Below are 16420 nucleotides of genomic sequence, written 5' to 3' on the forward strand. Positions count from 1 at the left end.
TTGACGGTCCATTGGCCCCCGGGCCGCGAGGGCAACCACCCCCAAGGCCTCGGAGGCGCGCCTGCTGCAAGCGGAAGACCTGGCCTGCTGGCGCGCGGAACGCCTGGTCTTCGCAGGCCTCGGCTTCGCCCTCGCCCCCGGGGAGGCGGCGCTGCTCACCGGGGCCAACGGGGCCGGCAAGTCATCGCTGCTCCGGGTCCTGGCCGGGCTGGTCCCGCCCGCTGAGGGGCGGGTGCTCTGGCAGGGCGAGGACGCCTTCGCCGACCGCTCCGCCCACGGCGCCCGGTTGCGCTACCTTGGCCACCAGGACGCGCTGAAGCCCAGCCTGTCCGCGCGGGAGAACCTCGCCCTCTTCGCCCGGCTGCATGGAGGGGATGTGGGGACGGCGCTGGCGGCGCTCAACCTCGCGCCGCTCGCGGAGCTGCCGGCGCGGGTGCTTTCCTCGGGGCAGAAGCGCCGCCTCGCCCTGGCGCGGCTGGCCCTGGCGCATGCGCCGCTCTGGCTGCTGGACGAGCCGACCGTGGGCCTGGACGCCGATTCCGTGGCACTGCTCGGCCCGCTCCTGGCCGCGCACCGCGCGCGGGGCGGCATCGTCCTCGCCGCGACGCACCTGCCTTTGCCGCTGCCCGATGCGCGGGAGATCCGGCTGTGATCCCGCTCCTCCTCCGCGAGCTTCGCCTGGCCTTGCGCCACCCGGCCGACACGCTCTCCGCCGTGCTGTTCTTCGTGCTGGTGTCGGCGCTGTTTCCGTTCGGCGTGGGCCCGTCGCCCGAGTTGCTGGCGCGGCTGGCACCCGGGGCGCTGCTGGCTGCGGCGCTGCTGGCGGCCCTGCTGCCGCTCGACCGGCTCTTCGGCGCGGATGCGGAGGACGGAATGCTGGACCAGCTTCTCCTGTCCGGGCTGCATCCGGCGCAGCTGGCGGCGGTGAAGGCGCTGGCGCATTGGCTGACCACCGGCCTGCCGCTCGTCGCGGCCACGCCGGTGGCCGCCGCGCTGCTCAACCTGCCCGTCGAGGCCTGGGGCACGGCGGCCTTGTCCCTGGCCCTGGCTTCGGGGCTGCTTTCGGCGCTGGGGACGGCGGGGGCGGCGCTGACGCTGGGCGCGCGCCGCGGCGGCGTGCTCCTGCCCCTGCTGGTCCTGCCGCTGGCCATCCCCGTCGTCATCTTCGGCGCCGCGGCAATCGAGGCCGCGGCGAGCGGGCTGGAGGCGCGGCCTTTCCTGCTGCTCGAGGCGGCGTTGCTGGCGCTGGCCGCCCCCCTGGCGCCCCTGGCCGCGGGCGCGGCGTTGCGGGGCGACTGAGAGGCGGGCCTCAGCCGGGGCGGCGCGCCGCCATCATGTAGTTGACCGCCATGTCCCGCGTGACCGCGAAGCCGCCACCCAGGCGAGGCGACAGCCCCGCCGTGTCCTCCACCACCAGCCCGGCGCCGCGCAGCAGTCCGGCCAACTCGGCGGGGCGGGGGAAGAGCCGCCAGTCATGCGTCCCGCGCGGAAGCCAGCGCAGCAGGTACTCGGCGGCCAGCTTGGCGGTCACCCAGGCGCGCGGCGTCCGGTTCAGCGTCGAAAGGATGACGACCCCGCCCGGCCGAACCAGCCGGGCCAGCGAGGCGCAGAACAGGGCGCGCTCGGCTGGCGGCACGTGCTCCACCACCTCCAGGGCGAGCACGGCGTCGAAGATTTCGCCCTCCAGGTCCTCGGGCCGGCCGTCGATATAGGTGATCGCAAGGCCGCCCTCCGCCGCGTGGCGCCGCGCCGCCTCCAGCGCCGCCCCGGCCGCGTCGAGCCCGGTGACAGAGGCGCGGCGCCGGGCCAGCCATTCCGAGGCCAGCCCCGCCCCGCAACCGACATCCAGCACCCGCAGCCCGTCCAGGCGGCCGAGCCTCGCGGCGGCCCAGCCCATGCGCGCGGGATTCATGGCGTGGAGGGGTGCCATCGGGCCGCGCGGATCCCACCACTCCCGCGCAAGGGCATCGAACTTGGCGATTTCCCCGGGGGCGGCGGTGGTGCCCCTGTTGCCCGTCTCGGTCATGCCCGGTATCTGACCCGCCCGGAAAGCGCCCGCAAGGTTCGGGCAGCCCGCCCAGGAACCGCAATGTCCCGTATCGTGATGAAGTTCGGCGGAACCTCCGTCGCCGACCTCGACCGCATCCGCAACGTCGCCGCCCGCGTGAAGCGTGAGGTGGATGCGGGGAATCAGGTCGCGGTGGTGGTGTCGGCCATGGCCGGGACGACGAACCAGCTCGTGAAATGGTGCCAGGACCTGTCGCCGCTGCACGATGCGCGCGAGTACGACACGGTCGTCGCGACGGGCGAGCAGGTGACGATCGGCCTCACAGCCATCGCGCTCCAGGCCGTCGGGGTCGAGGCGCGGTCCTGGCAGGGCTGGCAGGTGCCGATCCGCACGGACAACGCCCATGGCAAGGCCCGCGTCGAGGAGATCGATGGGACCGAGCTGATCGCCCGGATGGAACAAGGTCAGGTTCCGGTCGTGGCCGGGTTCCAGGGCATCGAGCCGGGGCGGAACCGCGTGACCACCCTGGGCCGCGGCGGTTCGGACCTTTCGGCGGTGGCCCTGGCGGCGGCGCTGAAGGCTGATCGCTGCGACATCTACACGGATGTGGACGGCGTCTACACCACCGACCCGCGCATCGTGCCGCGCGCCCGCAAGCTGGAGCGCATTTCCTACGAGGAGATGCTGGAACTGGCCTCGGTGGGCGCCAAGGTTCTGCAGACCCGCAGCGTGGAGCTGGCCATGAAGGCCCGCGTCCGCGTGCAGGTGCTATCTTCCTTCGAGGACAAGCCAGGCTCCCTGGTCGTGGATGAGGACGAGATCATGGAGAAGCCGATCGTTTCCGGTATCGCCTATTCGCGGGACGAGGCGAAGGTGACGCTGCGCCGCGTGCCCGACCGGCCTGGCGTGGCCGCCCGCGTCTTCGGGCCGCTTTCCGAGGCCAACGTCAACGTGGACATGATCGTCCAGAACGTGGGCGCCGACGGCACCACCGACATGACCTTCACCGTCGGCAAGGCGGACCTGCCCCGCGCCCGTGACATCCTGGAGCGGGGGAAGGCGGAGGTCGGCTTCGAGGCGCTGCTGGCCGACGACAACGTCGCCAAGATCAGCGTCGTGGGCATCGGCATGCGGACCCATGCCGGCGTCGCCTCCTCCATGTTCGGGGCGCTGGCCGAGAAGGGCATCAACATCCAGGTGATCTCCACCAGCGAGATCAAGGTCAGCGTCCTGGTGCCGGCCGACTACACCGAACTGGCGGTGCGCGCCCTGCACACCGTCTACGGCCTGGACGCCTGACCCCGATGGACGTGCCCGTTTCCCCGCCCGAGGCGGCCTTCGCTCAGCTCGACCGGCTGATGGCGCGTGGCGCGGCCTTCTTCGGCAGCCGCTACGCCCTGCTCGGCGGCGCCATGTCCTGGGTGAGCGAGCGCAACCTCGTGGCTGCCCTGTCCAATGCCGGGGCCTTCGGCGTGATCGCCTGCGGCGCGATGGAGCCGCCGCGCCTCGCCGTGGAGATCGCGGGCACCCAGGCCCTGACCTCGCGCCCCTTCGGCGTGAACCTCATCACCATGCACCCGCGGCTGGAGCAGCTGGTGGATGTGTGCCTGGAGGCCAAGGTCAGCCACATCGTTTTCGCGGGCGGCATCCCGCCCGGCGCCGCGCTGAAGCGCGCCAAGGAAGGCGGGGCGAAGGTGGTCTGCTTCGCCCCGGCCCTGGCGCTGGCGAAGAAGCTGGTCCGCTCCGGCGCCGACGCGCTGGTGATTGAGGGCAGCGAGGCCGGCGGGCATATCGGCCCCGTCTCCCTGAACGTGCTGGCGCAGGAGATCCTGCCGCACATCACGGAGGTGCCGGTCTTCGTCGCCGGCGGCATCGGCCGCGGCGAGGCCATCCTGTCCTACATGGAGATGGGCGCGGCGGGCGCGCAGATCGGCACGCGATTCGTCTGCGCGACAGAGTGCGTCGCACATCCCAACTTCAAGCGCGCCTTCATCCGCGGCGCCGCCCGCGACGCCCTGCCCACCGTCCAGCTGGATGAGCGCTTCCCGGTCATCCCGGTCCGCGCCCTGCAGAACGGGGGCACGAAGCGCTTCATGGAGCACCAGGCCACCGTGCTGGCGCGGTTCCAGGCCGGCGAGCTGTCCAAGGAGGAGGCGCAGCTCGACATCGAGCATTTCTGGGCGGGCGCGCTGCGCCGTGCGGTCGTGGATGGGGACGTGGAGAACGGCTCGCTGATGGCCGGGCAGAGCGTCGGCATGGTGACGCGCGAGCAGCCCGCCGCCGAGATCGTGGCCGAGCTGATGGAGCAGGCCGCCGCCGCGCTGGCGCTGCGTGGTCCCCGGCGCTAAACGACCGCCGTGTTCGACAACGTCAAGCGCTTCTCGCGGAACCAGGAGGCCCTGGCGGTGGACGCTGCCCGGCTGGGCGACGAGCTGCGCGCGGCACGGGAGGTGCTCGGCACCTCCCTGGAGGACATGTCCCGCCACCTCCGCATCCGCCGCGTCTATCTCGCGGCGCTGGAAGAGGGACGGCTGAAGGATCTGCCTTCCCCGGCCTACACGATCGGCTTCGTGCGGAACTACGCGAGCGCCCTGGGCCTCGACGCGCCGGAGATGGTGCGCCGCTTCCGGGACGCCGCCACGGGCGTCGCCGCTTCCAAGACCGCCCTGGTGTTCCCCGAGCCGGTCCCCGAGCGCGGCTTCCCCGCCGGGGTGACCATCCTGGCCGGCGCCGCGCTGCTCATCGGCTCCTACGTCGCTTGGTACAGCTGGAGCGGGGCGGGCGATCGCTCCGTGGACGCCGTGCCCCCGGTTCCCGCTCGGCTGGAGCCGGCGGCGCGCGATGGCGAGGCACTGCGCTTGCCGCCGCAGGCCCAGGCGCCGCAGGCGCAGATCCCGGTCCAGTCGACGCCGAGCCTGCCGCCGCTCCCCGTCCCGGTGCAGGTTCCGGTTCAGGTCCCTGCGACTTCCGCCCCGGCCGCGCCTGCCACACCGGCACCACCCCCGGCGGATGCCAGCCGCATCGTGCTGCGATTCAAAGGCGATGCCTGGACCCAGGTGCGCGACGCCCGCAGCGGCCAGGTCCTCCTCAACCAGGTAATGCGGGCCGGGGAAAGCTTCCCGGTGCCGAACCGGGAGGGGCTGCTCCTCACCACCGGCAGCGCCCAGAACACCGAGATCGTGGTGGATGGGCAGGTTTCGCCGGCGCTTTCCGCCGCCACGGGGGTTCGCCGCAACATCGCCCTGGCACCCGATCAGCTTCGCGGCCAACCGCAGGCTCCGCGGCCCCAACCCGCCGCACCGCGCCAGTAACCGAGGCTTCACGCGGCCGGGCTTTGGGTTCAGGGCCCGGCGGCGCTATATGGGCGGCAGCACGCCGAGGGTCCTTCATGAGCTACCGTCCCTACCAGCACATCGAGCGCCGGAAGTCCCGCCAGATCCGGGTGGGGAAGGTTCTGGTCGGCGGGGACGCGCCGGTCAGCGTGCAGACCATGACCAACACGTTGACCAGCGACGCGGCGGCGACCATCGCCCAGATCCGCCGCTGCGAGCTGGCGGGGGTGGACATCGTCCGCGTTTCCTGCCCCGACGAGGAAAGCACTGCCGCGCTCGCCGAGATCGTGCGCGAGGTGAACGTGCCCATCGTGGCCGACATCCACTTCCACTACCGCCGCGCCATCGAGGCCGCCCAGGCCGGCGCCGCCTGCCTGCGCATCAATCCGGGCAATATCGGCTCGCCCGAGCGGGTGAAGGAGGTGGTGAAGGCGGCCAAGGACCATGGCTGCTCCATCCGCATCGGCGTGAACGCGGGCAGCCTGGAGCGGCACCTGCTGGAAAAGTACGGGGAGCCGAACCCCGATGCGTTGGTGGAAAGCGCGCTGTGGCACGCCGACCACCTGCTGCAGAACGACTTCCACGAGTTCAAGATCAGCGTGAAGGCCAGCGACGTGTTCCTTGCCGTCGCCGCCTACCAGCAACTGGCCGAGGCCTGCGACCACCCGCTGCACATCGGCGTGACGGAAGCCGGCGGCCGCCGCACCGGCACGGTGAAGAGCGCGATCGGACTGGGCAACCTCCTCTGGGCCGGCATCGGCGACACGATCCGCGTGTCGCTGAGCACCGCGCCGGAGGAGGAGGTGCATGTGGGCTGGGAGATCCTGAAGTCCCTGCACATCCGCCACCGCGGCGTGAAGATCGTCTCCTGCCCCTCCTGCGCGCGCCAGGGCTTCGACGTGGTGAAGACCGTGGCGATGCTGGAGGAGCGGCTGGCCCATATCGAACAGCCCGTGACGCTTTCCATCATCGGCTGCGTGGTGAACGGCCCGGGCGAGGCGCTGATGACCGATATCGGCCTGACCGGCGGCGGCGCCGACAAGCACATGGTCTATGCCAGCGGCAAGACGAGCCACCACACCAGCACGGAACAGATGGTGGAGCACCTGGTCGGGCTGGTGGAGAAGCGCGCCGCCCTGCTGAAGGCCGAGGCGGACGCCAAGAAGGCCGCCGAGGCCGCCGTCCTGGCGGCGGAGTAGCTTCCGGGCCGGGCGGGGCGGTGCTATCCGCCCCGCATCATGGCCACCAAGCTCCAGCCCGTCCGCGGCACGCACGACCTCATCGGCGAGGGGTTCCGCCGGCATCACCGCGTGATCGAGACGGCGCGCCGCGTCAGCGCGCTCTGGGGCTTCGAGGAGTGGGCAACGCCGATCTTCGAGGACACCCGCGTCTTCTCGCGCGGCCTGGGCGAGACCTCGGACGTCGTCTCCAAGGAGATGTATTCCTTCCAGGATCGCGGCGGCGAGGGCATCACGCTGCGCCCCGAGATGACGGCCGGCATCTGCCGCGCCCTGGTGTCCAACGGCCTCGCGCAGTCTGTGCCGCTGAAGGTCTTCGCCGCCGGTCCCGTCTTCCGCTACGAGCGCCCCCAGGCCGGGCGCCAGCGCCAGTTCCACCAGATCGACCTGGAAATCCTCGGCTCGGCCGAGCCCCTGGCGGACGCGGAGGTGATCGCCTGCGGCTGGCACATCCAGCGCGAGCTGGGCATCAGCGAGGGCGTCACCCTGGAGGTGAACACGCTCGGCGACACGCCCAGCCGCGAGGGCTACCGCTCCGCGCTGATCGCCTATTTCACAGCGCACCGGGACGCGCTGAGCGAGGACAGCCAGCGCCGGCTGGAAAAGAACCCGCTCCGCATCATCGACAGCAAGGATGCGAAGGACCGTGCGCTGGTCGCCGACGCGCCGACCATCGAGGCCTTCCTGACCGACGAGGCGCGCGCCCATTGGGACGCGCTGCGCCGCCATCTCGACGCCTTCGGCGTGCCCTTCGGCGAGAACCCGCGCATCGTGCGCGGCCTGGACTACTACAGCCACACCGCCTTCGAGTTCGTCACCGACCGGCTCGGCGCACAGGGCACGGTGATGGGCGGCGGCCGCTACAACGGCCTCGTGGAGGAGATGGGCGGCCCTGCCACGCCCTCGGTCGGCTGGGGCGCGGGGGTGGAGCGTCTGGCCATGCTGCTGGAGGCGGGCGGGCTGACCCCACTGGCACCGCGCCTCGTCCATGTCATTCCCGTGTCCGCGGCGGAGGAGGAGGAGGCGCTGCGCGTCGCCGGCGCGCTGCGCGAGGCGGGCATCGCGACCGAGATGGGGCACAAGGGCAACCTCAAGCGCCGCATGGAGCGCGCCAACAAGGCCGGCGCCCGCGCTGCGGTGATCCTGGGCGAAAGCGAGGTGGCGCGCGGCATCGCGCAGCTTCGCGACCTGGATGCCGGTACGCAGGAGGAGGTGGCGCTGGACGGGCTGGCCGCGCGCCTCGCCCGATGAGCCTGCCCGCCAGCCTGGACCGCCTCATGGAACGGGCGGCGGAACTGCGCGCCATGCTGGAGACCGCGGATGGCGGCCAGGTCGGCGCGCTTTCCAAGGAACTCTCCACCCTCGACCCGCTGGTCGAGAAGGTGTCCGAGTACAAGACGCTGGAAGCGAGCCGCGAGGAAGCGGAAGCCCTGCTCGCCGACCCCGAAATGCGGGAATTGGCGGAGGCGGAGCTGCAGGAGGCGAAGTCCCGCCTGCCGGCGCTGGAACGCGAGATCCGCCTCATGCTCCTCCCGCGCGACGTGGCCGACGAGAAAAGCGCCATCCTGGAAATCCGCCCCGCGGCCGGCGGCGACGAAGCGGGGCTCTTCGCGGCGGAACTCTTCCGCGCCTATCAGCGCTACGCCGAGACGCGCGGCTGGCGCTTCACCGTCCTGGATTATGACGAGAGCGAACTGGGCGGGGTGAAGGGCGCGGTGGCCGAGATCGAAGGGCAGGGGGTCTTCGCCCGCCTGAAGTTCGAAAGCGGCGTGCACCGAGTCCAGCGCGTCCCGGCGACGGAGACGCAGGGCCGCATCCACACCTCCACCGTCACCGTCGCCGTGCTGCCCCAGGCGGAGGAGGTGGATGTCCGCGTGGAGGAGAAGGACCTCCGCATCGACACCTACCGTGCCTCCGGCGCAGGCGGGCAGCACGTCAACAAGACCGACAGCGCGGTGCGGATCACCCACCTCCCGACCGGCATCGTCGTCGCGATGCAGGAGGAGAAGTCGCAGCACAAGAACCGCGCCAAGGCGATGAAGGTGCTGCGCGCCCGGATCTTCGATGCGCAGCGCCAAGCGCTGGACTCCGCCCGGGCGGCGGACCGCAAGGGCCAAGTCGGCACCGGTGACCGGAGCGAGCGCATCCGCACCTATAACTTCCCGCAGGGGCGCGTCACCGATCACCGCATCGGCCTGACTCTGCACAAGGTGGACCGGGTGATGATGGGCGAGATGGACGAGATCCTCGATGCTCTCCTCAGCGAGGACGAGGCCGCGCGGTTGGCGGCAGCCGGCGAATGACGATCGGCCGCCTGCTCTGCGAGGCAGGCGCCACGCTCCGGCAGGCTGGGATTGCCGAGGCGCGGCTGGAAGCGCGGCTGCTTCTCGCTCATGCGCTGGGCGTGCCGCGCGAGATCCTGCTGCGCGACGCCGATCGCGAGGTGGCCACCGAAGCAGAAGCGGCCTTCCAGGAGGCGCTGCGGCGCCGCTGCGCGCGGGAGCCGCTGGCCCTCATCACCGGCGATGCCGGGTTCTGGACCCTCGACCTGGAGGTGAGCTCCGACACCCTGATTCCGCGCCCCGATTCGGAGGCGGTGGTCCGGCTGGCCCTCGCCTTGTCGTCCGCCCCGGCGCGCGTGCTCGACCTGGGCACCGGGACGGGATGCCTGCTGCTCTCCGTGCTTGCCGAACGGGAAGGGGCCTGGGGCCTCGGGTTGGACCTGCGGCCGGGGGCGGCGGCGCTGGCGCGGCGCAATGCGGGGCGGAACGGGCTGGGCGGACGCTGCGCGACCTTGGCCGGAGATTGGGGCGCGGCTCTGGCGGGCCGGTTCGACCTCGTCCTGTCCAACCCACCCTATATAGAGACGGAAGCGGTCGCGGGGCTGATGCCGGAGGTGGCGCGCTTCGAGCCCGGCTCCGCCCTGGATGGCGGGGTGGACGGACTCGACGCCTACCGGGCGATTCTCGCCGACCTGCCGCGGCTCCTGGCGCCGGGCGGCGTGGCGGTTCTGGAGGTCGGAATCGGCCAGGCGGGGCCGGTTCGCTCCTTGGGAGAGGGCGAAGGGCTTGTTTTCCTGGCGGGAGAAGCGGATTTGGGCGGGATTCCGCGGGCCGTCGCCTTCAAGGCCATTGGCGAAGCGCTGCGGACTCCCTAATATCTGGATGTCGGCAGGGTCCGTGGGATCGGCCGGCAAGCCTTCCATGCCGGGACGCCCAGGGCGCCGGCGCGGCAGGACGGCACGGACTCCGTGCGCCGGGCTCGGCCCGCCTCACGGACTGAACAGCAGAAGCACGACAGCGAAATGAACATGAAGCGCATGCGCCGTGGCCACCGCCACGGCGGCGGGGGTGGCGGCGGGTTCCGGCACAGCGGCGGCGGCGGCAACAACGGCAACCAGCCGCTGAACCGCAACCACGTCTTTGACTCCAGCGGCCCGGACGTACGGCTGCGCGGCACCGCGCAGCAGCTTTTCGAGAAGTACCTGCAGCTGGGCCGCGACGCGACCAGCGCCGGCGACCGCGTGGCGGCGGAAGGCTATTTCCAGCATGCGGAGCACTACTTCCGCATCCTGGGCGCCATGAACGCGGCCCAGGCACAGCAGCAGGAGCGCCGCTTCCGCGACAATGGCGGCGAGGCCGCGGGCCAGGAGGCCCCGGGCGCCGAGGGCAACGGGGACGGGCTGCACCCCCTCGAAGCCGAGCTGGCTGGCGAGGCGCAATCCCTGCCCATGCCGCGCCTGCCCGGCGCCCCGGCCGAGGAGCCGGCGACCGAGCGTTGAGGCTTGACCCCCGGTCGGCGCAGGCGCAGCCTGATCCGGCCTGGGGGAGCCCCGACAAGGGCTGAGAGTTCGCTGACCGTCGCGAAGACCCCTCGAACCTGAACCGGATCATGCCGGCGGAGGGAAGGAGAGGGGTCGCCCCGCGCGTCCCGTTTCGACCAACGCCGCATGGCGCATCGAAGCGAGGAACGCCATGCCCGACACTTTGCCTTCCACTTCCCTGGAAGTGACCACCGGCCCCCTGCCGGGGTCGCGCAAGATCTTCGTCCCCGGCAGCCTGCACCCCTGCCTGCGCGTGGCCATGCGCGAGGTCGCGGTCGGTGGGGGCGAGGCGCCGCTGCCCCTCTACGACACCTCCGGCCCCTACACCGACCCGGCGGCCCGGATCGACATCCGCGCCGGCCTTCCCGCCCTGCGCGCGGCCTGGGTCGACGGGCGCGGCGACGTGGAAACGGTCGAGCCCCGCCCCTGGCGCCCCGAGGATGACGGGCTGAAGCCCGGCGAGCGCCCCGAGGTCCCACTCTTCGACCGCACGGGTCGGCAGGTTCTGCGCGCCAGGCCCGGCCGCGCCGTCACCCAGCTCGCCTATGCACGGGCCGGCATCATCACGCCGGAGATGGAATACGTCGCCATCCGCGAGAACCAGAAGCGCGAGGCGGCCGGCATCCGCGACGGCGAAAGCTTCGGCGCCAGCATTCCCGACGTGGTGACGCCCGAATTCGTCTGCTCCGAGATCGCGCGCGGGCGGGCGATCATCCCAGCCAACGTGAACCATCCCGAGATCGAGCCAATGATCATCGGGCGCAACTTCCTGGTGAAGGTGAACGCCAATATCGGCAACAGCGCCGTCGCCTCCTCCGTCGCGGAGGAGGTGGAGAAGCTGGTCTGGGCGATCCGCTGGGGCGCCGACACGGTGATGGACCTGTCTACCGGGCGGCACATCCACGCGACGCGCGAATGGATCCTCCGCAACTCGCCGGTTCCGATCGGCACCGTCCCGATCTACCAGGCGCTGGAGAAGGTGGGCGGCAAGGCCGAGGAGCTGAACTGGGAGATCTTCCGCGACACGCTGATTGAGCAGGCGGAACAGGGGGTGGACTACTTCACCATCCATGCCGGTGTCCGCCTCGCGCACATCCCGCTCACGGCGAAGCGCGTGACCGGCATCGTGTCGCGCGGCGGCTCCATCATGGCGAAGTGGTGCCTCGCCCATCACCGCGAGAACTTCCTCCATGAGCGCTTCGGCGAGATCTGCGAGATCATGCGCGCCTATGACGTGTCCTTCTCGCTGGGCGACGGACTGCGCCCCGGCTCCATCGCCGACGCCAACGACGCCGCGCAATTCGCCGAGCTGGAGACGCTGGGCGAGCTGACGCGCATCGCCTGGGACCAGGACGTGCAGGTGATGGTGGAGGGGCCCGGCCACGTCCCCATGCACAAGATCAAGGAGAACATGGACCGCCAGCTGGAATCATGTGGCGAGGCGCCCTTCTATACGCTCGGGCCACTCACGACCGACGTCGCGCCCGGCTACGACCACATCACCAGCGGCATCGGCGCGGCGATGATCGGCTGGTTCGGCTGCGCCATGCTCTGCTACGTCACGCCCAAGGAGCATCTGGGCCTGCCGGACCGCGACGACGTGAAGACCGGCGTCATCACCTATCGCATCGCGGCCCATGCGGCAGACCTGGCGAAGGGCCATCCGGGCGCGCGGGCGCATGACGATGCCTTGTCGCGCGCCCGCTTCTCGTTCCGCTGGCGCGACCAGTTCCACCTGGGCCTCGACCCCGAGACGGCGGAGCGCTTCCACGACGAGACCCTGCCGGCCGAGGGCGCCAAGGTCGCGCATTTCTGCTCGATGTGCGGGCCGAAATTCTGCTCGATGAAGATCAGCCAGGAGGTGCAGGACGCCGCCGCCGCCATGCAGGCGAAGGCGGAGGAGTTCCGCAACTCCGGCGGTAATCTCTACCTGCCCGTCACGCCGGAGTGAGCGGTTCGAGGGCGTCGCCGACGGCGACGGCGCCGCCCTCGATCACCTCGGCTTGGACGCCCAGGTCGATATGGCCGAAGGCCTTGCGAAGCTCGCGGGGCGGGTTTGCGTCGCGCTCCGCCGTGTCGGGGTTCACCTCGGTCGCGGCGCAGCGGACGATGCGCTTCCAGACGCGCAGCTTGGCGCGGCCCAGCATGATTTCCTGGCCCATGAGGTCGAAATCCGCCCACTCGGCGCCACCGGCGACATAGAAATTCGCGCGGAAGCGCAGCGGGTCCAGCCGCATGCCATGGGCTCGTTCCAGCGCGGCGAGCGAGGCAAGCGAGATGATGGAAACCGATTTCTGCGGGATGTCGGTGAAGTTGTGGCCCTTGCCCTCGATGAGGCGCAGCGGCCCGCGTGCCTCATCGCCCATGAAGTCCGTGACGAAGCGCTCGGCGGCCGCGCGCCCCTCGGGCGTGCCGAGGTTGGCGGCCAGGGGCTCGCCCTCCGGCGGGCGGATCAGCCAGATCCGGGTGGCCGGGTCGTAAGCCGTATGGAGCTTTGCGATCCGCGCATTGGCGGCGAGGCAGGCGAAGTTGGTCTTCCGCATCCAGACGGGTGCGTCCGGGTCGATGGGCGCATCGGTCTGCGCCAGGGCGAAGACCCGGTCATGGGGCAAGCATTCGCCGGGCTGAAGGGTGACCTCCTCCAGCGCCTCGGCGGAGAACCCTTTCACTGGGTAACGGTAGATGTGCTCGATGCGCATGGCTCTGACCCCGAATCCCCTTGAATCCGCTGTGGCACTAATACCACACTCTTAACGACGCGCTGCCCATCCGGGGGTGCGTTCTCTCGTCGCCTCAAGGAGGGACAGGAATGGATATCGAGAAGTTCACCGAGCGCGCTCGCGGTTTTCTCCAGGCCGCGCAGACCGTCGCCATCCGCGACTACCACCAGCGCCTCGCGCCCGAGCATCTGCTGAAGGCCCTGCTCGATGATGAGCAGGGGGCCGCGAGCGGGTTGATTTCGGCCGCCGGGGGCGACCCCGCCGCCGTGCGCGCCGCCAATGACCGCGAGATCGCGCGCATCCCGGCCGTGCAGGGCAGCGGCGCCGGCCAGCCCCAGGCCACGCCGGAACTGGTGCGTGCGCTGGATGCCGCGCAGCAGGCCGCCAACAAGGCCGGTGACGCCTATGTCGCGCAGGACCGTCTGCTGCAGGGCGTTGCCGCGGTGGACAGCCCCGCTTCCCGCGCGCTCAAGGCCGGCCGCGCGACGGCCGACGCGCTGGAGAAGGCCATCGCGCATTTGCGGAAGGGTCGCCGCGTGGACGCGCCCAATGCCGAGGAAAGCTTCGACGCGCTGAAGAAGTACGCGCGCGACATCACGGAGGCGGCGCGCAACGGCAAGCTCGACCCCGTGATCGGCCGCGACGAGGAGATCCGACGTGCCATCCAGGTCCTTGCCCGCCGGACCAAGAACAACCCCGTGCTGATTGGCGAGCCGGGCGTCGGCAAGACCGCGATCGTCGAGGGACTCGCGCTGCGCGTGGCCAAGGGCGACGTGCCCGAGGCGCTGAAGGACAAGCGCGTCATGTCGCTGGACCTCGGCGCCATGGTGGCCGGCGCGAAGTATCGCGGCGAGTTCGAGGAGCGCCTGAAGGGCGTGCTGAAGGAGGTGGAGGAGGCGGCCGGCCAGGTCGTGCTCTTCATCGACGAGCTGCACACGCTGATTGGCGCGGGCAAGGCCGAAGGGTCCATGGACGCCTCCAACCTGCTAAAGCCGGCCCTGGCGCGCGGCGAGCTGCACTGCATCGGCGCGACCACGCTCGACGAGTACCGCAAGCACATCGAGAAGGACGCCGCCCTGGCGCGTCGCTTCCAGCCGGTCTTTGTCGGCGAGCCGAGCGTGGAGGATACCATCTCCATCCTGCGCGGCATCCGCGAGAAGTACGAGCTGCACCACGGCGTGCGCATCAACGACTCCGCCCTGGTCGCCGCCGCGACGCTGAGCAACCGCTACATCACCGACCGCTTCCTGCCCGACAAGGCCATCGACCTGATGGACGAGGCGTCGAGCCGGCTACGCATGCAGGTGGACAGCAAGCCTGAGGAGCTCGACGAGCTCGACCGGCGCCTGCTGCAGCTGAAGATCGAACGCGAGGCACTGAAGCGCGAAGAGGACGAGGCGTCGCGCGATCGCCTGGCGCGCCTGGAGCGCGAGCTGTCCGAGCTGGAAGAGCGGTCCTCGGCCATGACCGCCACTTGGGAGGCGGAAAAGGGCAAGGTCGTCGAAAGCCAGAAGCTGAAGGAGCAGCTGGACCAGGCGCGCACCGAGCAGGAGCTGGCCGAGCGGCGCGGCGACCTGAACAAGGCAGCCGAGCTGCGCTACGGCACCATTCCCGCGCTGGAACGGAAGCTGGCCGAGGCCGCCGATGGGGGCGCGCGGCTCGTGAACGAGGCAGTGACGGAGGAAAGCATCGCCGCGGTGGTGAGCCGCTGGACCGGCGTGCCGGTCGAGAAGATGCTGGAAGGCGAGCGCGCCAAGCTGCTCCGCATGGAGGACGAGCTGCGCCGCCGCGTGGTGGGGCAGGAGGAGGCGCTGACCGCGGTCAGCAAGGCCGTCCGCCGCGCCCGGGCCGGGCTGCAGGACCCGAACCGCCCCATCGGCTCCTTCCTGTTCCTTGGCCCGACGGGCGTCGGCAAGACGGAGCTGGTGAAGGCCCTGGCCTCGTTCCTGTTTGACGACGACCGCGCCATGACCCGCATCGACATGAGCGAGTTCATGGAGAAGCACGCCGTCTCCCGCCTGATCGGCGCCCCTCCGGGCTATGTCGGCTACGAGGAGGGTGGGACTCTGACCGAGGCGGTGCGGCGCCGACCCTATCAGGTCATCCTCTTCGACGAGGTCGAGAAGGCGCATGAGGATGTGTTCAACGTCCTGCTCCAGGTTCTGGATGATGGGCGGCTGACGGACGGGCAGGGGCGGACGGTGGATTTCCGCAACTCCATCATCGTCCTGACCAGCAACCTGGGCGCCCAGGCCATCGCCGACCTTCCGGATGGGGCAGAGACGGAACAGGCGCGACCCGCCGTGATGCGGGCGGTTCGCGAGCGGTTCCGGCCCGAGTTCCTGAACCGGCTGGACGAGATGGTGCTGTTCCGTCGCCTGGCGCGCGAGGACATGGGCAGCATCGTCCGGATCCAGATGAGTCGGCTTGTTGCCCTGCTGGAGGACCGGAAGATCGCCATCGAGCTGACGCCGGAGGCCGAGGCTTGGCTGGCAGAGGCGGGATACGACCCTGTCTATGGCGCACGCCCGCTGAAGCGGGTGATCCAGCGGAGCCTCCAGGACAAGCTCGCGGAGGAGATCCTCGCCGGGCAGGTTCGCGGCGGCCAGAAGGTGGTCGTCACCGTGAAGGACGGAGAGCTCGCGCTTTCCGTCGAGGACTGATTACCCCGAGTAGAACGGCCGCAGGGCTGTCATGCGTCGTTCACATGAAGCGGCGTTTGACACCCTCGGCTGGCTCCACTAGATACCCCCTCACGGCGCTGATGGTTCCTGAGGGGATTGGAGGCGGCGGGGTTGAGGTGGTTGACGGGCGCTTTTGGTGCTCCTAGATTGCTTCCCCTGGTTTTCCTGCCGGTGACATGGTGGGGTTGGGATGGGCTCCCTGACGGTGTTGGGGTGTTGATCCTGCGTTGTTTGACAGTTGCATCTGTTGTGCAGTGATTTGTTTGCGTGTTCTGGTGATTTGAAGCGGTGCGGCTGAGGCTGGCTGCTTTGGGTTGTTGGTTCGGCGAGGATCGGGATGCGTGGTTGGCGCTGCCTGGGCTTTGGCCTGGGTTGGCGTTGATGGCGTGCCGGTGTGCTGGGCTGTGACCTGGGGCTGGTTGGTGGCTTGGTTGGTGCTGCGGTTTATTCAGGATTGGTGGGTTGGTCTGTGTCCTGTGGCTTTGGCTGCGGGGGATGGATGATGAACCTGAGAGTTTGATCCTGGCTCAGAGCGAACGCTGGCGGAATGCTTAACACATGCAAGTCGCACGGGCCTTTCGGGGTCAGTGGCGGACGGGTGAGTAACGCGTAGGA

The 16420-nt window shown here is 70.4% G+C and carries 14 protein-coding genes, 1 rRNA gene and 1 riboswitch; of the genes, 13 read left to right on the forward strand and 2 right to left on the reverse strand.

The genetic code is table 11. The annotated features are described in order from the left end of the window. Positions 1–64: 64 nt before the first annotated feature. Together ccmA and ccmB are read left to right on the forward strand one after the other, a co-directional pair. On the forward strand, positions 65–652 hold the full coding sequence (gene ccmA / locus OF850_RS15200; RefSeq protein ID WP_456314265.1) for a heme ABC exporter ATP-binding protein CcmA: 588 nt from the start codon (positions 65–67) through the stop codon (positions 650–652). Continuing rightward, entirely contained in the window at positions 649–1299 is a 651-nt protein-coding gene (gene ccmB / locus OF850_RS15205; protein ID WP_301591120.1) for a heme exporter protein CcmB, read from the forward strand. Before ccmA ends, ccmB begins: the two co-directional genes overlap by 4 nt. A 10-nt stretch (positions 1300–1309) precedes the next feature. Here ccmB and ubiG read toward each other — a convergent pair whose 3' ends face one another. Then, on the reverse strand, positions 1310–2026 hold the full coding sequence (gene ubiG / locus OF850_RS15210; protein ID WP_301591121.1) for a bifunctional 2-polyprenyl-6-hydroxyphenol methylase/3-demethylubiquinol 3-O-methyltransferase UbiG: 717 nt from the start codon (positions 2024–2026) through the stop codon (positions 1310–1312). Between the two features lie 63 nt (positions 2027–2089). On the opposite strand from ubiG, the gene OF850_RS15215 reads away from it, so the two are divergent. The 9 genes from OF850_RS15215 (at position 2090) to thiC (ending at position 12352) form a co-directional block, all read left to right on the forward strand. Continuing rightward, entirely contained in the window at positions 2090–3307 is a 1218-nt protein-coding gene (locus tag OF850_RS15215) for an aspartate kinase (protein WP_301591122.1), read from the forward strand. Positions 3308–3312: 5 nt separating this feature from the next. Further along, complete coding sequence (locus OF850_RS15220) at positions 3313–4356, forward strand: NAD(P)H-dependent flavin oxidoreductase (RefSeq protein ID WP_301591123.1); 1044 nt, start codon at positions 3313–3315, stop codon at positions 4354–4356. A gap of 9 nt (positions 4357–4365) precedes the next feature. Continuing rightward, on the forward strand, positions 4366–5319 hold the full coding sequence (locus tag OF850_RS15225; protein ID WP_301591124.1) for a helix-turn-helix domain-containing protein: 954 nt from the start codon (positions 4366–4368) through the stop codon (positions 5317–5319). A 77-nt stretch (positions 5320–5396) separates the two neighbouring features. Beyond that, on the forward strand, positions 5397–6539 hold the full coding sequence (ispG, locus tag OF850_RS15230; protein ID WP_301591125.1) for a flavodoxin-dependent (E)-4-hydroxy-3-methylbut-2-enyl-diphosphate synthase: 1143 nt from the start codon (positions 5397–5399) through the stop codon (positions 6537–6539). 39 nt (positions 6540–6578) lie between these two features. Beyond that, complete coding sequence (gene hisS / locus OF850_RS15235) at positions 6579–7829, forward strand: histidine--tRNA ligase (RefSeq protein ID WP_301591127.1); 1251 nt, start codon at positions 6579–6581, stop codon at positions 7827–7829. Next, positions 7826–8881 (forward strand): peptide chain release factor 1, encoded by a 1056-nt coding sequence (gene prfA / locus OF850_RS15240; RefSeq protein WP_301591128.1) that lies wholly within the window; start codon positions 7826–7828, stop codon positions 8879–8881. The genes hisS and prfA overlap by 4 nt, the downstream gene beginning before the upstream one ends. Beyond that, positions 8878–9735, forward strand: coding sequence for a peptide chain release factor N(5)-glutamine methyltransferase (prmC, locus tag OF850_RS15245; RefSeq protein ID WP_301591129.1), 858 nt, complete (start codon positions 8878–8880; stop codon positions 9733–9735). The genes prfA and prmC overlap by 4 nt, the downstream gene beginning before the upstream one ends. Before the next feature lie 147 nt (positions 9736–9882). Continuing rightward, complete coding sequence (locus OF850_RS15250; RefSeq protein WP_301591130.1) at positions 9883–10359, forward strand: DUF4167 domain-containing protein; 477 nt, start codon at positions 9883–9885, stop codon at positions 10357–10359. A gap of 32 nt (positions 10360–10391) precedes the next feature. After that, positions 10392–10501: riboswitch (TPP riboswitch) on the forward strand. Positions 10502–10552: 51 nt separating this feature from the next. Continuing rightward, complete coding sequence (gene thiC, locus OF850_RS15255) at positions 10553–12352, forward strand: phosphomethylpyrimidine synthase ThiC (protein ID WP_301591131.1); 1800 nt, start codon at positions 10553–10555, stop codon at positions 12350–12352. On the opposite strand, the gene OF850_RS15260 is transcribed toward thiC, so the two are convergent. Further along, positions 12339–13100, reverse strand: a complete 762-nt coding sequence (locus OF850_RS15260; protein WP_301591132.1) for an MOSC domain-containing protein — start codon at positions 13098–13100, stop codon at positions 12339–12341. The genes thiC and OF850_RS15260 overlap by 14 nt on opposite strands. A 110-nt stretch (positions 13101–13210) precedes the next feature. Between OF850_RS15260 and clpB the strand changes: the two genes are divergently transcribed. Together clpB and OF850_RS15270 are read left to right on the forward strand one after the other, a co-directional pair. Continuing rightward, complete coding sequence (gene clpB, locus OF850_RS15265) at positions 13211–15784, forward strand: ATP-dependent chaperone ClpB (protein WP_301591133.1); 2574 nt, start codon at positions 13211–13213, stop codon at positions 15782–15784. 525 nt (positions 15785–16309) lie between these two features. Beyond that, positions 16310–16420, forward strand: a 16S ribosomal RNA gene (locus tag OF850_RS15270); the annotation flags it as partial.

The organism is Sabulicella glaciei (assembly GCF_026183895.1).
GTDB lineage: Bacteria > Pseudomonadota > Alphaproteobacteria > Acetobacterales > Acetobacteraceae > Roseococcus > Roseococcus glaciei.